Annotated in this window: 18 protein-coding genes; 12 read left to right on the top strand and 6 right to left on the bottom strand. The window is 59.5% G+C overall.

The genetic code is table 11. The features are described from left to right. Positions 1-6 precede the first annotated feature (6 nt). The 10 genes from MPAL_RS13305 (at position 7) to MPAL_RS13260 (ending at position 8359) form a co-directional block, all read left to right on the top strand. Entirely contained in the window at positions 7-372 is a 366-nt protein-coding gene (locus tag MPAL_RS13305) for a DUF2073 domain-containing protein (protein ID WP_012619246.1), read from the top strand. A gap of 15 nt (positions 373-387) precedes the next feature. Continuing rightward, positions 388-807 (top strand): Zn-ribbon domain-containing protein, encoded by a 420-nt coding sequence (locus tag MPAL_RS13300; RefSeq protein WP_012619245.1) that lies wholly within the window; start codon positions 388-390, stop codon positions 805-807. Positions 808-1111: 304 nt separating this feature from the next. Further along, a complete protein-coding gene (locus MPAL_RS13295) occupies positions 1112-1570 on the top strand; it encodes a 30S ribosomal protein S15 (RefSeq protein WP_012619244.1) in 459 nt (152 codons plus the stop codon). Between the two features lie 15 nt (positions 1571-1585). Continuing rightward, positions 1586-2794, top strand: a complete 1209-nt coding sequence (locus MPAL_RS13290) for a DHHA1 domain-containing protein (RefSeq protein ID WP_012619243.1) — start codon at positions 1586-1588, stop codon at positions 2792-2794. Beyond that, complete coding sequence (locus MPAL_RS13285; protein ID WP_012619242.1) at positions 2791-3015, top strand: KEOPS complex subunit Pcc1; 225 nt, start codon at positions 2791-2793, stop codon at positions 3013-3015. The genes MPAL_RS13290 and MPAL_RS13285 overlap by 4 nt, the downstream gene beginning before the upstream one ends. Further along, positions 2994-4514, top strand: a complete 1521-nt coding sequence (locus tag MPAL_RS13280; protein WP_012619241.1) for a serine--tRNA ligase — start codon at positions 2994-2996, stop codon at positions 4512-4514. The genes MPAL_RS13285 and MPAL_RS13280 overlap by 22 nt, the downstream gene beginning before the upstream one ends. 18 nt (positions 4515-4532) lie before the next feature. After that, complete coding sequence (locus tag MPAL_RS13275; RefSeq protein WP_012619240.1) at positions 4533-5129, top strand: 30S ribosomal protein S3ae; 597 nt, start codon at positions 4533-4535, stop codon at positions 5127-5129. A 138-nt stretch (positions 5130-5267) separates the two neighbouring features. Next, complete coding sequence (locus tag MPAL_RS13270) at positions 5268-6503, top strand: 2,3-bisphosphoglycerate-independent phosphoglycerate mutase (RefSeq protein ID WP_012619239.1); 1236 nt, start codon at positions 5268-5270, stop codon at positions 6501-6503. Between the two features lie 18 nt (positions 6504-6521). After that, positions 6522-7517 carry a polymer-forming cytoskeletal protein gene (locus MPAL_RS13265; protein ID WP_012619238.1) on the top strand — a complete coding sequence of 332 codons (996 nt, stop codon included), beginning with the start codon at positions 6522-6524 and terminating at the stop codon, positions 7515-7517. Next, positions 7514-8359 (top strand): hypothetical protein, encoded by an 846-nt coding sequence (locus tag MPAL_RS13260; protein ID WP_012619237.1) that lies wholly within the window; start codon positions 7514-7516, stop codon positions 8357-8359. Before MPAL_RS13265 ends, MPAL_RS13260 begins: the two co-directional genes overlap by 4 nt. Positions 8360-8381: 22 nt before the next feature. Here MPAL_RS13260 and argB read toward each other — a convergent pair whose 3' ends face one another. The 5 genes from argB to MPAL_RS13235 form a co-directional block, all read right to left on the bottom strand. After that, positions 8382-9251: an acetylglutamate kinase gene (gene argB, locus MPAL_RS13255; protein WP_012619236.1), complete on the bottom strand. Its 870-nt coding sequence runs from the start codon at positions 9249-9251 to the stop codon at positions 8382-8384. Further along, a complete protein-coding gene (argJ, locus tag MPAL_RS13250; protein WP_012619235.1) occupies positions 9248-10399 on the bottom strand; it encodes a bifunctional glutamate N-acetyltransferase/amino-acid acetyltransferase ArgJ in 1152 nt (383 codons plus the stop codon). Before argJ ends, argB begins: the two co-directional genes overlap by 4 nt. Beyond that, complete coding sequence (locus tag MPAL_RS13245; protein ID WP_012619234.1) at positions 10396-10881, bottom strand: CBS domain-containing protein; 486 nt, start codon at positions 10879-10881, stop codon at positions 10396-10398. Before MPAL_RS13245 ends, argJ begins: the two co-directional genes overlap by 4 nt. 8 nt (positions 10882-10889) lie before the next feature. Further along, a complete protein-coding gene (gene argC / locus MPAL_RS13240) occupies positions 10890-11876 on the bottom strand; it encodes an N-acetyl-gamma-glutamyl-phosphate reductase (RefSeq protein WP_012619233.1) in 987 nt (328 codons plus the stop codon). A gap of 85 nt (positions 11877-11961) precedes the next feature. Beyond that, positions 11962-13218 (bottom strand): DUF1015 domain-containing protein, encoded by a 1257-nt coding sequence (locus MPAL_RS13235; RefSeq protein WP_012619232.1) that lies wholly within the window; start codon positions 13216-13218, stop codon positions 11962-11964. Positions 13219-13316: 98 nt separating this feature from the next. Between MPAL_RS13235 and rimI the strand changes: the two genes are divergently transcribed. Beyond that, positions 13317-13781: a ribosomal protein S18-alanine N-acetyltransferase gene (gene rimI / locus MPAL_RS13230; RefSeq protein WP_012619231.1), complete on the top strand. Its 465-nt coding sequence runs from the start codon at positions 13317-13319 to the stop codon at positions 13779-13781. On the opposite strand, the gene hmgA is transcribed toward rimI, so the two are convergent. After that, the gene (gene hmgA / locus MPAL_RS13225; protein ID WP_012619230.1) at positions 13771-14994 is read right to left on the bottom strand and encodes a hydroxymethylglutaryl-CoA reductase (NADPH); all 1224 of its coding nucleotides are present in this window, start codon (positions 14992-14994) and stop codon (positions 13771-13773) included. The two genes, rimI and hmgA, sit on opposite strands and share 11 nt — an antisense overlap. A 25-nt stretch (positions 14995-15019) precedes the next feature. On the opposite strand from hmgA, the gene MPAL_RS13220 reads away from it, so the two are divergent. Further along, positions 15020-15967: a class I SAM-dependent methyltransferase gene (locus MPAL_RS13220; protein ID WP_012619229.1), complete on the top strand. Its 948-nt coding sequence runs from the start codon at positions 15020-15022 to the stop codon at positions 15965-15967. Positions 15968-16028 lie beyond the last annotated feature (61 nt).

Below are 16028 nucleotides of genomic sequence, written 5' to 3'. Positions count from 1 at the left end.
ATAAGGATGATACAGGGTGTACAGTTGGATCTGATATCTGAGGAACGTCTATCACGGATGACCTCAATGGAGAAGATACGCCTGATCCTTGATGAGGTGATGGAAGGGAATATCGTGGTGCTGGAACGGGGGCTCGCACCAGAGGAGTCGAGCAAACTGATCGAGATGACCATGATGGAGATCACTCCAGATGGGTTCTCGGGGATCGAGATGGAGACCTATCCTGGGAAGAACACGTCAGGGGGGCTCTTCTCACGGATATTTGGCAAGCAACAGGCCCCGGCCAAGTTGACGGTGATCGGCCCGGCGAACCAGTTGAAGATGCTGCGCAAAGAGAAAGATCTGTTGAGTGCGTGGATTTCGTCACGGTAGAGACGGTACACCCCTATGCCCCACAAATGCACACACTGTGAGAAGATCTTTGAGGATGGTTCCCCTGAGATCCTCAAGGGCTGCCCGGCCTGTGGTGGAAAGAAGTTCCTCTATGTCAGGGAGGAGGACCACCCTGTCGATCAGGTGGAGGGGATGCCAGCCCCAGCGATCGAAGCAGACAAGAGCCCTGTAGGAACGATCGAGGAACTGGGTGGCGATCAGGAGACTGTCCAGGTGAGACCGGCCCATAAAGAGCGAGAGAAGGATATATTCGATCGGCTCGAGAGCATCAGCATCAATGGACCCGGTTCGTACGAGATCAATATCGAGAAACTCGCTCAGAACGGGGGACTTGTGCTCGGGCTGGGAAAAGAGGGGCAGTACGCGGTGGATATCCTATCGATGGGCAAGTCCAAGAAAAAAGATAAAAAATAATTTTTTAATATTTCTTCCCCGCTTACGTTCCTGGCGGTGGATTGACCAGCTGGGAAAGGGTCTATCCACCAGTATCCTTATTATCGTCAGGTCACCAATAGGTAGGGTAGCACTGTGTGAACGGTGTAATCATACGTAAGTCCGACGTGCCGGATTGCAGTTTTTCTGCAGATTCCTGAACAATCAGGGGATGGCACTGCCCAGAGATCTGGGCTCAGGGATTACAGAGCTGATGCAACAGACGTACGCACAAATACGTACATGCTCTTTTCTGGACTTACTCTGATAGATTTGGAGGTGAATTATGGCACGAATGCATGCCCGATGCAGGGGTAAATCCGGCTCAGTGAGGCCGCACAGGACAGAAGCGCCTGTCTGGTCCACGACTGACAGCACAGAGATTGAGAAACTGATCGTCGAACTCAAGAAGAACGAGAAGTCGACCAGTGAGATCGGGTTGATCCTCCGTGACCGGTACAGCGTCCCTGATGTGAAGCTGGCGACCGGAAAGCGGATCAACGCGGTCTTAAAAGAGAACGGGCTCGCTTCTGAGATCCCTGAGGATCTCCGGAACCTGATAGTCAAGGCACTCCGGATGCGAAAGCACATGGGGGAGAATAAGAAGGACCTGCTGAACAAGCGGCAGCTCCAGCTGACTGAGTCCAAGGTTCGGCGGCTGGTCAAGTACTACGTGGGCTCCAAGAAGCTCCCCGCAGGCTGGGTCTACAAACCTGATACCGCTGAGATTCTGCTCTCACGGTAGACCACAGGCGTCGTCATGTCACTGGGGGAGAGGGCAGCGCTGATCGCCGATCATCTGCGGAAACAGGAGTATGTCGAGGTGTACGGGCACCATGATGCGGATGGGATAGCCGCAGCGGCGATCCTCTGCCATGGGCTCTACCGGCTCGGCATCGGGTTCCGGCTCAGGATAGCTGGCAGCCTCCCTGCACTCGCTGAGGATCCGGAGCAGCCGGTCATCCTCTGTGATATGGGATCCGGCAGCGCAGGCCTCCCCGACCAGACGATCGTGATCGACCATCACACACCCGGGTTCCCGGGGGCCTATCACCTGAACCCGAACCTCTTCGGGCTCGATGGTGAGCAGGTCCTCCCGGCGTCAGGGTGTGCGTATCTGGTCGCCTCCGCCCTCGGGGACAACCGCGACCTGGCGGGACTTGCACTGCTCGGGATGATCGGTGATCATCAGCAGATGGAAGGACCGAACCGGGATATCTTCAATGAAGGGGTTGGCAACAGCGTGGTCTCGCCGGAGCGTGGCCTCCTCCTCCCGGGTCGGACCCGGGAAGAGCAGTTGCTACTGGCCACCTCGCCGTACCTGGCCGGGATCAGCGGCGATGAGGAGACGGTCAAACAGATCATCGCAGATGAGGGAGAGCAGGGGTCAGAGGAACCCCTCCTCTCGGCGATCGTCTTTGCGGCTGCAGAACAGGCATCTCCCGCAGCCCTTGATCGGGTCTATGGGGATCAGTATGGTCTCCAGCGGGAGGTGATCGAGGACGGTCACACCCTGGCGGCTGTGATCGACGGGTGCGGCAAGGCCGGGATGGGGGGGCTCGCAGCCTCCCTCTGCCTCAGGTCCGCCGTTTCGATCGCCGAGGCATGGGCTGTCACTGCCCGCTTCCGACAACAGGTGATCGCAGCGATCAACGGACGCGAACAGATCGGCGACTGGGCCGGCTGTTATATGGTGCCTGATTCGGCGCTCGTCGGAGATGTGGCCGACGCCCTCCAGTGTGATCTGCCCTCAGGTGACCTGGTCGTCGTCGTGGCAGCAGAAGGGCCTACCAGTCGTCTGTCAGTCAGAACACCACAGACGAGGGAGATAGACCTCGGCCGGCTGCTCGCTGACCTTGCCCTCGATTATGGGGGCACGGGCGGCGGTCACCGCCACCGCGGGGGTGCGACCATCAGGTCTGCAGCTGTTCCCGGCTTTCTCGAACAGTTGACGGAGGCCCTGGTATGATTCATATCGGAGGTATAATCCTGACCGTTCATCCCGATGCTGCCTGCTGTGGTGCTGCGGTCACCCCCGATAATCATGGGATGATCCTGACCACACTCACAGAGCGGGGCCTTGAGAGTACGGTCAGCGGCACCAACCTGCGATCGATCATTGCGACGGTGGACGATTATCTGATGAATCTAGGAGTTGCGGAGGAGACATGTTTGTACGATTCGCATTGACGGCTGATCTTTCCTTCAGCGGGGAGATACCCGGGGAAGCAGCCGAGGCGGTAGAGAAGACAGTCACCGACTCAAACACAGTGATGTTCCGGCGGGGGGTACCTAAAGGGGCGACTGATGATGAGATCGGGAGAATCACCGACTGGAAGATCGAGGGGAACACCCTCTCGCTGACCATTGAGAGCGGGCCGTACACCCGTGTTCATGACGCCCTCTTCCGGTTTAGAAAACAGATCACGGCCACCCTCGGCAGGTTCCGGCTCGGTCTCCGGGATATTCAGGTGACCGGGTATGAGATCACGCTCACTGGTCCGGTGCCGGAGGGGCTGAAAGTCCCGACGCTACCGTTCATCAGCAGCGCCGAGGTGACCGCAGAGAAGATCGAACTCTCGCTGCAGGTCAGTGCCACCGACCTCGAACAGAAGATCCCAGACCGGATCGTGAAACTGATCGAGGAGAAGATGGAGGCGCTGACCTATGGCGGCAAGGGCGAGCACTGGGAACTGCTGTACGAGAGCGAGAAGAAGGAACGCTTCTTCAATGGTGATCCGACCGCTGAGATGATCGAACGTGGCTGGATCAAGCATGCTCTGTCACGTGGTCAGTGGATCCATGGTCCCCAGTCGGTGCAGCTCTTCCGGGCCTTCGAGCAGATCGTGATGGAGGAGATCATCACAACCCTCGGGTTCACTGAGATGATCTTCCCAAAGCTGGTTCCCTGGGAGGTCTGGGAGAAGTCCGGGCACGCCAAAGGTGTGTACCCAGAGATCTACTACGTCTGCACCCCCAAGACCCGTGATCCAGCGTACTGGGAAGAGGTCGGCGATTACTTCAAGGTGACCGGCAAGGTGCCGATCGATATGATCCGGGAGAAGGTCGACGGTCCGATCGGGGGTCTCTGCTATGCGCAGTGCCCATCCTTCTGGCCGTTTGTCCAGGGCCAGACCCTGGCCAGCGACTGCCTCCCGATCAGAATATTCGATCGGAGCGGAACCTCCCATCGGTATGAGAGCGGCGGGATCCACGGGATTGAGCGTGTCGACGAGTTCCATCGGATCGAGATCCTCTGGCTCGGGACCCCCGAGCAGGTCGTCGAGACGGCCGATAAACTCCATGCCGCGTATAAGCACCTCTTCGATGAGGTCCTGAACCTGGAGTGGCGTTCAGCGAAGGTCACCCCCTGGTTTATGGCACAGGAAGGGATGCTCGATGGCGAAGGAGTGAACGAGCGGATCGGAACCACCGACTACGAGGCCATTCTCCCGTACAGTGACTCATGGCTGGAGTTCCAGAACGTCTCGGTGAACGGGGACAAGTACCCGAAAGGCTTCAACGTCAAGGTGCAGACCGGAAAGGACTGCTGGTCAGGGTGTTCAGGCATCGGGCTTGAGCGCTGGACTGCGGCCTTCCTTGCACAGAAAGGGTTTGATATGAACAACTGGCCAGAGCGTGTAACTGCCCTGGTTGGTGAGCAGAAGGAACTCTTCAAGTTCCTCTAAAAATAAGATGGTGATAGAATGGCAAAGAAGAAACAGATTGGACGTCGTGTAGAAGGCTGGAAAGCAAAGAGCTGGTACAAGGTATATGTGCCTGAGGCATTCGGGAGCACCCCGATCGGCGAGACGATCGCTGCAGACTCAGCGAACCTTGTCGGCAGGGTCATGAGCACCACCCTCGGTGAGATCGCTCAGGACTTTGCCAAGCAGCACATCAAGATGAAGTTCAAGATCTCCCGGGTCGCCGGCGATGCAGCCTACACCGAGTTCATCGGACATGAACTGACCAAGGACTACCTCCGCTCGCTCGTCAAGCGGCGGACCTCCCGGATCGACTCCCATATCATGGGTTCGACCAAGGATGGCAAGCGGATTCATCTGACCGTGACCTGCTACACTCTGATCGGAGCGAACTCGAGCCAGATTCATGCGATCAGAAACGTGATCAGCGCCCAGATGGCCACCTTTGTCGCTCAGAACGACTGGGCAACGGTTGTCGACGGGATCGTCACCGGCTCGATCTCCCGCGATATGCTCGCACAGGTGAAGGGAATCTTCCCGATCCGCAGAATTGAAGTGATCAAGTCAAAGATCGAGTCCAAGGTTATCATCGCATAACCCTGGGTGATCGATCGCAGCCGATGAGCAGGGGGATTACCCCTGCTCTGTTGCTGCATGCAGTACCGCTCTTTTCCATTGCCTCTTCTTCCTGATCCGATCGCCAACAATAACTCCCTCTGCATCCAACCTTCTCTGATGACTGCACACAAGATCGTCATGCTTGTGCTGGACGGTATAGGGGACCGTCCCTGCGGTGAACTCGCCGGGATGACTCCCCTGCAGGCAGCAAAGACCCCGATCCTCGACCAGCTTGCAGCCGAGGGGATCACCGGGATCATGGACACGATCGGTCCTGGAATCAGACCCGGCTCAGACACCTCGCACCTGAGTCTGCTCGGGTATCCCCCGGAGAGTTACTACACCGGCCGCGGGCCGCTCGAGGCCGAAGGCTGTGGAATCCACATGGAGCACGGAATGATCGGATTTCGAGCCAATTTTGCGACCCAGAACGATCACGGTCTTGTGACCGACCGGCGCGCCGGACGGATCCATGACACCCGTCTCCTCTCCGCGGCTATTACCGATCAGGTGGACCTCTCGGCGTTCGGCGTCACCTTCTCGTTCGCCTCAGGTGCTGGCCATCGGGCAGCCCTCGCCCTCTCCGGGGAGGGGCTTGGTGCCGGCGTCACCTCGAACGACCCGAAAGAGGATGGTGTCGCTCCGCATCAGGTGATGCCGGTCTCGGCGAATCCGGAGGACCAGAAGACTGCCGCGGTCTGTAACGAGTTCATCCGGCAGTCTACCGCTATCCTGGCCGATCACCCGATGAACAGGGCACGGGTCCTGAACGGGGAATCGCCGGCTTCGGTGGTGCTGATCCGCGGGGCAGGCGAGATGGGCGGGTTCGAGCCGTTCCAGCAGCGGTACGATCTGTCAGGCGCTGTGATCGCCGCCGCCACCCTGGTCACTGGGATCGGCAAGGCCGTCGGTCTCGAATATATTCCGGTGGAGGGCGTCACCGGCTCGACCACCACCAACCTCACCGGTAAGGTCCAGACGTTGATGGCTACTCTCGACACCCATGATTTCGTGCTCCTGAACATCAAGGGAGCTGACGAGGCTGGCCATGACGGCCATGCCATCGAGAAGCGTGATTTTATCGAGCGGATCGACGCTGCGCTGGCTCTCCTCCTCGAGCGGAACGACTGTATCATCGCGGTGATGGGTGACCATAGCACCCCCTGCCCGATCAAAGAACACAGCGCAGACCCGGTGCCGGTGCTGATCAGGGGAGATGGGGTCAGGGTTGACCTGGTGCAGGCCTATGACGAGATAGCCTGTGCCGCTGGAGGACTGAACCGGATCCGGGGGGCTGACATACTCTGGATCCTGCTGGATCTGATCGATAAGACGCACAAGTACGGGACATAAACGGGGCATAACCAGAGAATGACCACCAAGACCAGTGAACAGGGGGACGAGCAGATCTTCTGCTGTATCATCCCGGATCGGACGGAACTGCAGGAGCACATGCTGATGACCGATCAGACGATCGTCGTCGGGGACCGGAGCACCATTGACTACGGACTGCACGGGGCCGATGTGATGATCAGCGAGTTCTGCACCATCAACGGTGCAATCTCTGCGAGTGGGGATGTGCATATCGGGAACTGGTCGGAGGTGAACGGAAACCTCTCTGCGACCGAGCATGCCTTCCTCGGTGAAGGGGTGAAGGTCCACGGCCGGCTCTCGGTGACCGGGGACCTGGAGATCGGGGATAAGGTTCAGATCGAGCATGGGTTCGAGGCGAAGGGGATGATCACGATCAGAAACCCGCTCCCGGTGATCGTCTACTTCCTGATGTACCTGATGGCAGTGCTCCGGATCGACCGGGGCGAGGACGCCGATACCGTCTTTGCCGATCTCTTCTCTGAGGAGATGGATGAGAACCCGCTGGTGATCCCCTCTGGTGCGGTGCTGGATATGGAGTACTTCTCGGTGCCCGATACGATGCAGATCGGCGAGGAATGCCGGCTGCACGGCAACATCCGTGCCCACTCGGTCACCGTCGGTCAGGACACTACCATCTTTGGGTCGCTGCGGGCGGCTGGCGGGATCGTCCTGCACGAAGGGGTCACGATCCATGGTCTCGTCTCCTCCGAGGGTGCTGTCGAGATCTATCCCGGTGCCCATGTCCTCGGAAATATCATGGCTGGGGATCTGACTGTCCACGAAGGGGCACGCATCGATGGCACGATGACGGCCGTAGACGGGCTCAGGATGGTGCCGCATCCGGTCATTGTGGAGGAGGAATCAGATGAAGAGCCGGTTGGGGAAGCGGTAGAGGAAGATGAAGTGGAACCTGATGAGATATCTGAAGAACAACCAGAGCCGAAATCAGTGGCGTATGCAGCAGATCCGGCAGAGGAGCAGGTGAAGGAATGAAGACACTTCAAAACGCAGCCAGGATCCTTGACCTTGCAGAGGTACGGTTCATCGAGCCGACCCTTTCAGAGATGACCGACCCGGTCTTCTCAGAGATTATCGGTGAAGGCCCAATATCAGATGGGCGACTCCTGATCGATGAGCAGGACCAGCCGCTCGCAGCGGCGTTCTGTGGCGAAGACGGGTGGACCTGCACCTCCTTCCTGTATCGGCCCGTCTCGGTCGAGGTGTTGGAACTCTTCGAAGAGACGGACGGTGATCTCTATCAGGAGAGTCGTGACGCCTGGGCGGCCGCAGTCAGGGAGTACTATGCGGACGAGATGCTGGCCATGGTCGTCCCCTCCGCTGTCGACCTGACCGACGCCCGAACGTTACAGTTGAAGAACCTGCTCGCCGAGATCTGGCAGCCAGGGCAGGGAGTCACCTGTCTCGACTGCTGCTGCGGCTCAGGGGTCGGGTCTGCGGTGCTCCGGGAGATGGGGATGCACCCGCTCGCCTATGATAACGATCCCCATCTGCTCGCTCTCGGCCTCGCATCCGGCCGGCTTGTGCCGGTAGAGACTCTCTGTATCGACGGTACTGAGGCCAGCGTCTTCCTCTCCCCTGCGGAGCGGGGAATCGGGAGCATGCTCGGTGCGGTCTATCCGTTCACCGCAGATCTCTGGCACCAGATCGTCGACGAACTTCTTAATCTGACCAGGGAGACCGTGATTACGGTCGGCACGGAACCTGAACAGCACCTGGTTCGGGAATGGTGCGAAGAACAGGGTCGAACGGTCGAGGCATTTGAGAACGAGCGCGATCCGATCTATGACCGGTTCGTCTGCGTGGCACGGCTCTGACGAATCGCAAAAAATAATTTTTTTAGGGATGAATCATCGTTCCGACCCCGTCCCTGGTGAAGAGTTCGAGGAGGAGGTTGTGTTCGGTGTTCCCGTTGATGATATGAGCAGAGCCGACGCCACGGTCCAGTGCATAGACCATCCCCTCCACCTTAGGGATCATCCCCTCGCTGATCACCCCTGAGTTGATCATCTCGTTGGTCTCGTCGACCTTCAGCCGTCGATAGACATGGGTCCGCTCAGCGTCCATCACCCCGTCCACATCGGTCAGGTTGATCAACTTTGCGGCGTGAAGGGCGACGGCGATCTTGGCCGCAGCCGTGTCGGCATTGATGTTTAGACTGTTGCTCTCACGGTCGATGGCTATTGGGGCAACCACCGGGATATATTCGTTCGAAAGGAGCATCTGGAGAATCGCTGGGTCGACCTCTACGATCTCTCCGACATGCCCGAGGTCCACCCGTTCGGTCCGGTCTTCGATCGTGACGACCTGTAGTTCCTTTCTTTTGGCTATCAGCAGGGAACCGTCGTTGCCTGATATCCCGACGCCGCGTGCCCCGCACTTGGCGATGAGCGATACAATCCCGTCGTTGATCTTGCCGACCAGCACCATCTGGGCGATCTCGAGGGTCTCCTGATCGGTGATCCGGAGGCCGCCGACGAACTTGGGCTCCTTGCCCATGGCCTTCATCTTGTCGGTGATCTCAGGGCCCCCCCCGTGGACCAGCACCACGCTGATCCCGATGTAACTGAGCAGCACCACGTCCCTTATCGCGGCCTCAAGCACCAGTTGATCGACCATCGCATGCCCGCCGAGTTTGATGACAAAGATCTGACCATGGAACTGCTGGATGTAGGGGAGTGCCTCCATCAGCACATCCTCGCGCTTCATGTGGTGTACCGCCCGTTGATATCGATATACTTCTCGGTCAGGTCGCAGCCCCATGCGGTCGCTGAAGCCGTGCCGGCGTTCAGTTCCAGTTCAAAGACGACCTTCTTCCCCTGCATGCTCGCCTTGGCTGCGGCCAGGTCGACGACGATCGTGCCGTCCCTGACCAGCGGGACCCGTTTTGTCCCCTCTCCTGAGAACAGGGAGACCCGGTTCGGGTTGAAGACGACCCCTGCCCTGCCTGCCGCGGCGATGATCCGTCCCCAGTTCGGGTCTTCGCCATAGACCGCGGTCTTGACGAGCGGTGACTCGATGATCGTCTTCGCCACCGTCGCGGCTTCCTCCTCAGAGGGGGCTTTTGAGACGATCATCTCGATCAACTTGGTCGCCCCCTCCCCATCTGCGGCGATCTGAATCGCGAGCGACCGGCAGCAGGTCTCCAGGGCAGCACTGAACGACGCCGGGTCGACGGTTCCCCGCTGGTTGGTGGCGGTGCAGAGGACGATGTCGTTGGTGCTGGTGTCTCCGTCTACGACGACCCGGTTGAACGACCGGTTCACGGCCTGTTGGAGCATCTGCTGCAGGGCCGGTGCCTCGACCGTCGCATCGGTGTACAGGAACGCCAGCATTGTCCCCATATTCGGGGCGATCATCCCGCTTCCCTTGCAGAGCCCGGCGACGGAGAACCCGTCCCCTCTGATCAGTGCATGTTTCTCGGCCAGATCGGTGGTCATCATCCCTCTGGCTGCCCGTCCCTCGGCCTCCTCACTGGAGGTGAGGTGTGGGGCCACCGTTGCAGCCTGCCGCCGGATCAGGTCTAGGTCCAGATGCCGGCCGATCACGCCGGTGCTGGCGACCCCGATCAGGTCGGGGGTGGTGCCGAGCACCTCCGCTCCGATCACAGCCATCGCCTCTGCGTTCTGGTACCCGAGTTCCCCGGTATAGGCGTTTGCACACCCGCTGTTGACGATCACCCCGGCCAGCCGACCGTTCTCGATACGCTTTACCATCGCCTCGATCGGGCCGGCGCGGACGAGGTTTCTGGTCAGCACCCCGGCGACGGTCCCTTCGGCCGCGATCAGGGAGAGACCGTACTTCCCTTCTTTGATACCCCAGGCCCTGACCCCATCGATTGCACAGATTGACTTCATACGATCTCCTCCTTTCCAGCGATGCCGATGCCCTGGACGATGTCCGACCTGGTCACGATCCCGACCAGGGTTCTCTTATCCATCACCGGAAGTCTGACAATCTTCTCGCGGAGCATCACCGCCGCCGCCTCGCTGATCTCGGCCTCCTGGTCGATGGTGATCGCTGGAACGCTCATCACCTCGCGCACCTTCATCCCGCTGATATCACGGAGGGCCCCCCTGGTCTTCTCCCAGTTGATGAACTCCCTGATCGGAACCTCGATGATCTCCAGCGGTGACGGGAGCCAGAGGTCATCTGATAGGTCACCTGTCTTCAAAAGCGAGAGCAGATCTGAGTCGGTGACCATCCCGACCAGCCTGGTCCCATCCAGCACCGGCAGTCCGCCGACGTGCTTCTCGCGCATAGTCCTTGCCGCTTCACTGACCATTGCATCAGCCTGGATCACCAGGGGGTTGGTCGTCATTATCTCAGATACTTTCATCATAACACCTAGGGAAAGAGCCCTGCACTGGCGAGTCCGTCGTTCTCTTTAAACCCGCACATCAGATTCATGTTCTGGATCGCCTGTCCGCTGGCCCCTTTGACCAGGTTATCGATCGCCGATACCGCGACCACCCGTTTCCCCTCGCTTTCGACGATCAGGTCGCAGAAGTTGGAGCCCCTGACCGCTGCGATCGAGGGCTTCTGGTACCTGACAAAGGATTCGTCCTTGTAGTAGTCCTTATAGATCCTTTCGACCTGATCCTGGTTCAGGGGGTCGCGGAGGAGGATATGGGCGGTCGTCAGGATCCCCCGGTTCACTGGCAGCAGGTGCGGGGTGAAGTAGCAGGCAGCCTTCGCATGGAGCCGTTCCAGTTCCATCTTCATCTCGGCGAGGTGGCGGTGGGTGGTCATCTTGTATGGGGTTATCGCGTCGGCGACGTTGGGGAAATGGGTGGTCGCGGATGGGTTGTCCCCTGCTCCGGAGACTCCGCTCTTCGAGTCGTAGATGATCGTATCGGCGAAGGCCGCGAGCGGCGCTGCTGCCAGTGTCGCCCCTGTCGGGAAGCAGCCGGGGTTGGCGATGAAGTGTTTTCCCCGGATCTCCTCCCGGTGCAGTTCGGGCAGTCCATATGGTGCCGCAAAGTAGTCGGTGTGCGTGACCCCGTAGACCTTCTCGAAGATCTCTTGTGGGAGGCGGTAGTCGGCGGAGAGGTCGACGACCCGGATCCCCCGTTCCAGCAGCGCCCGCACGTACTGCATCCCGGCGGTATGGGGGACGGCAAGGAACGCGACGTCTGCCTCGATCTCATCCACGGATGGATTGGTGAAGGAGAGATCCGTAAAACCGTTCAGCTGGGGGTGAACCGCGCTGACCCGGGTGCCTTCTACCCTTCGTGAGGTGGCACAGACCACCTCTGCAGCAGAGTGCATGCCCAGGAGTCTGATCAACTCCCCGCCGGCATACCCTGTGGCGCCGATGATAGCAATATCCATGAGGAACTATGCCTTTATAAAAATATAATGGTTTTTAGATGGGAATGCGGAGATCGGGCTGATCAGCGCACGATCCCCGGCGATTTCAGGAGAGTTGATGCATCACGTAGCCGCTGAGCAGTTTCGGCTCGAACCAGGTGGACTTGGGCGGCATCACCTGGCCGTTGTCTGCGATCGACAGCACCGTCCCGGTCGAGAGCGGCTGGACAGAGAAGGCGACCGCATATTTTCCCGAGTCGACCGCTGCGGTGAGATGAGAGAGCGGTCTGGCTCCACCCATGTACGAGAGACGGGGATCCCCACGGGGGTCGTTGATGTCGAGCAGCGTTTCGAGGACATGGGTCTGCAAGAACTGGACGTCCAGTGCCTGGATCTGATCCTCTGCCGGGTCAGCAGGGAATGAGAGTTCATACCAGGTCGAGTCCAGGTACATGTGGAGCAGGTGCCTTCCGCAGGTCTCACCGGCCGGAGGAATGTGGAACCGGCTGGTCTCCACGAGGCCGTACTCGGTGACGGTGCCGAGGGACCTCAGTTTTTCGATAAATGTACCGGTGGTATATGAGCCGAGATCGGTGACCAGCCGGCTGTAGCCATGGAGTTTGACCCGGTCGTCGGCGAAGAGGACAGCCATGAACCGTTCTGACTCCTTGGTGGCGGTCTTTTCCTGCCGTCGTTTCAGCGCCACGTTCACAGCTGACTTGGCCCGGTGGTGGCCGTCAGCGATATACAGGGCCGGCACGGTTGCAAAGAGGTCCCGGATTGTGGCCATGGTCGCTTCATCAGTGATCTGGTAGATCTGATGACGTTCGCCCTGCTTGTTGGTCACTTCGGTATCCGGTGCCCGTGCAGGGACGAGCGAGGCGAGGCGGTCGGCGAGTGATGCCTGGTCGCGATAGAGGATGAAGACAAGGCCGGTGTTGGCGTTGACAGCCCCGATGTGCCGGGTCCGGTCCTCCTCCTTGTCATAGCGGGTCAGTTCATGCCTTCGGATCGTCCCGTTGATATAGTCCTCGACGTCCAGGCAGCAGACGAGGCCAAGAAAGATCTGGTCTCCCTGGACGACGCGGTACAGGTACAGACCGGGTTTGTCGTCAGCCCTGATCTGGCCTGCGGCGTACATCTGGTCGTATCGCTGTTGTGCGGCCAGGTAGACCTGGTCGTTATTGGGGGGGAGGTCGGGAAGCTCCGCATCGGATCTGATCACGCGGAGAAAACTGAGTTCATTCTTCCGGATACAGGCCCGCGCCTCGTCTGCACTCACCACATCATAGGGAACAGAGGCGATCTGTTGGGCCAGTACTGGGTCGGGACGAATTGCCGGGAACGGATAGAGGATCACCATAGATATCAGCCAGGGTCGGTTCTGTATATTTTTGATCGAAGGCCACTTATAGCAATCACATATATGATGGCTCTACCAATCTCTACCCCACATATTCCATGACAGACGAGCAGTTGTTGATACACCGTGCACGTCCGTTTGATCTCCCCCACATCTCTGCGATCGAGGAGGAATCGTTCGCCGATCCCTGGGACCTGCCGACCCTTGAGTGGGTTCTTGAGACCTGTGGGGATCACTTCTTTGTCGCCCATTACCGGCAGCAGGTGGCAGGGTTCATTGCGGGTGCACTTGAGGATACTGGAGAGGAGCGGTATGGCCACATCTGTAACTTCGCGGTCACTGGAGCGTTTCGGAGGATGGGGATCGGTCGGAAACTGGTGGCGAGAGCCGAGCACCAGTTCGCTGTCGAGGGGGCCTCTGGGGTCCAGCTCGAGGTCAGGGTCTCCAACCTCACTGCGCAGCGTTTCTATGAGAAAAATGGTTATCAGGATGTCTTTCTGATCCCGGAGTATTATGCCAACGGTGAAGACGCCCTGGTGATGATGCGCTGGTTCAGGTTCTAGGGACCTCTCCCCGTCCGAGCTGCTGATGGGCCTTGGCCAGGTGACCGGCCCCGAGAGCCCCGAGCAGTGAGAGTTCCCCAGCCAGCACCCCAGCGGCGATGATCTCGGCCAGCTTCTTTGCATGGCTGCCGGCCGGTTCGCCGCCTCCGTTGGCCCCGAGCAGGGCGAGGCATTCCCTCTGGGTGGCGAGGCCGGTTCCGCCGCCGACGGTGCCGACCTGGAGGGCCGGAATCGTCACCGCCACATAGATTCCATCTTCAACCGGGTCGACGGTGGTGATACAGGAGGACCCTTCGACCACATGGGCCGGGTCCTGACCGCAGGCGATGAACGTCGCCGCGATCACATTGGCAGCTTGGGCATTGAACCCGAGCGCACCAGCCCGGGCCGATCCGACCAGGTTCTTGCGCATGTTCACCTCGGAGATGATGGCTGCCGAGGTCTTGAAGATCGTCCGGCAGAGGTCTTCGGTCAGATGGACCCCGGCAACGACGGTTTTACCCCTGCCGAGGACCACATTGATGGCCGCCGGCTTCTTGTCGGTGCAGAGGTTGCCGCTGACCGAGATCAGGCGTGCTCCGGTCTCCTCGGCCACCATGGTGCTGACCGCTGTCCCGGCGATCGTGGCCATATTCATCCCCATCGCGTCCTTGGTATCGAACTCGAGTCGGAGATAGACACTGGTCCCGGCCACGCTGGTCATGGTCCCGATCAACCTGCCATGTGAGGTGGTCGACTCTGCCACGGCCCGGATCCGGTCCTGATTGGCTTCTACCCAGTCGACGACCGACCGGGCATGAATCACCGAGTCAGTGGCGAAGACTGGAGCTCTGGTCATTCCGTCACGGATGATCCTCACCTCGGCCCCGCCGGCCGCAGTGATCGCGCTGCATCCGCGGTTCACCGAGGCGACGAGCGCCCCTTCAGTGGTGGCCAGCGGGAGGTAATACTCCCCATCTGCGTACTCGCCGTGAACCCGCAGCGGGCCGGCCACCCCGACTGGAATCTGCACGGCTCCGATCATATTCTCGATATTCTTTTTGACCGCCTGGTCGATCGCCATCGTGTAGGCGCCGACGTGTTCAAGGGTGGTTCCGGTCTCCTCTTCGATGAAGGTCCGCCTGACCTTGACGGCCTCTGCCGGCGGGAGGACCTTCTCAAGGGCATACAGTTTCTGCGTTCTGTTCCGAAGCGCAGCGAGGTACTCATCCATGAATAGTGTTAGGGCGTATAGATAAATGATGGATCGTGATGAGGTGCTGCCGGTGAGCCAGTGGTGTCTGCAGGCAGTGAAGAAGGAGGGGGAAGTTGTCAGGCAGCGGCTGATTCATGAGGGGGTGCTGGACCTCTCCCTCCGGGTCAGAGCAGAGGGGGATCATCTCCTCTTTCCAGTGACTGAGCCGATCAGCGGGGCGGTCAGGTCAGAGTTCATTCCGCAACCTGGTCACCCGATCCTTCCCCGTCATGAACAGATTGGGGGGATTGCGATCCTGCAGGAGCGGGACATGGCTGGAGCGGCCACCCTGCTGGCCTCCCGCCCCTCGCTCCATACCGTGTTGTACCCGGTCTCACCGGTGGAGGGAGAGTACCGGACCCGGCAGTTCGAGGTGCTGGCCGGGGAGGAGACGACCCGGACTGTCTACCTGGAGTACGGGCTTCACTTCGAGTTCGACCTTTCGACCGTCTACTTCTCTGCCCGCCTGGCCAACGAGCGGCAACGTCTCCTCTCCTTGATGGAGGAGGGTGAGGCGGTGCTCGATATGTTTGCCGGGGCCGGTCCGTTCGCGATCACCCTGGCCGGCAGGGCCTCGCAGGTCGTCGCCTGTGACCTGAATCCCGCCGCGGTGCTGCAGATGCAGGTCAATGCCCGGTTGAACCGATGCCGGAACCTGCTGCCGGTCCTGGCCGATGCCGGCCACCTGAAGGGTATCTTCCTGCCCGGACAGTTCGATCGGGTGGTGATGAACCTCCCGCTCTCCAAGGGGGCTTTCGTTGCAGACGCCATCTTCCTCTGCCGGCCCAGCGGCATGGTCCACCTGTACATGCTCGAATCAACCGAGGGCGAGGCGCTGCCCCTACTCAAGGATCTACCCGTTGCAGGGGTCCGAGAGCGGAGGGTCCGGTCGTACTCCCCAGGGCAGTGGCATGCGGTCTATGATATTGCCGTCTCTGGATCTATAGAATAATCTTTTTAAATCCTCGTTTATCCTTTAAGATACTTTTATATCCAATAGTGACTTCTCAGGG

The organism is Methanosphaerula palustris E1-9c, assembly GCF_000021965.1.
GTDB classification, from domain to species: Archaea; Halobacteriota; Methanomicrobia; order Methanomicrobiales; family Methanospirillaceae; genus Methanosphaerula; species Methanosphaerula palustris.
This window is presented reverse-complemented; position numbering and strand designations above follow the sequence as displayed.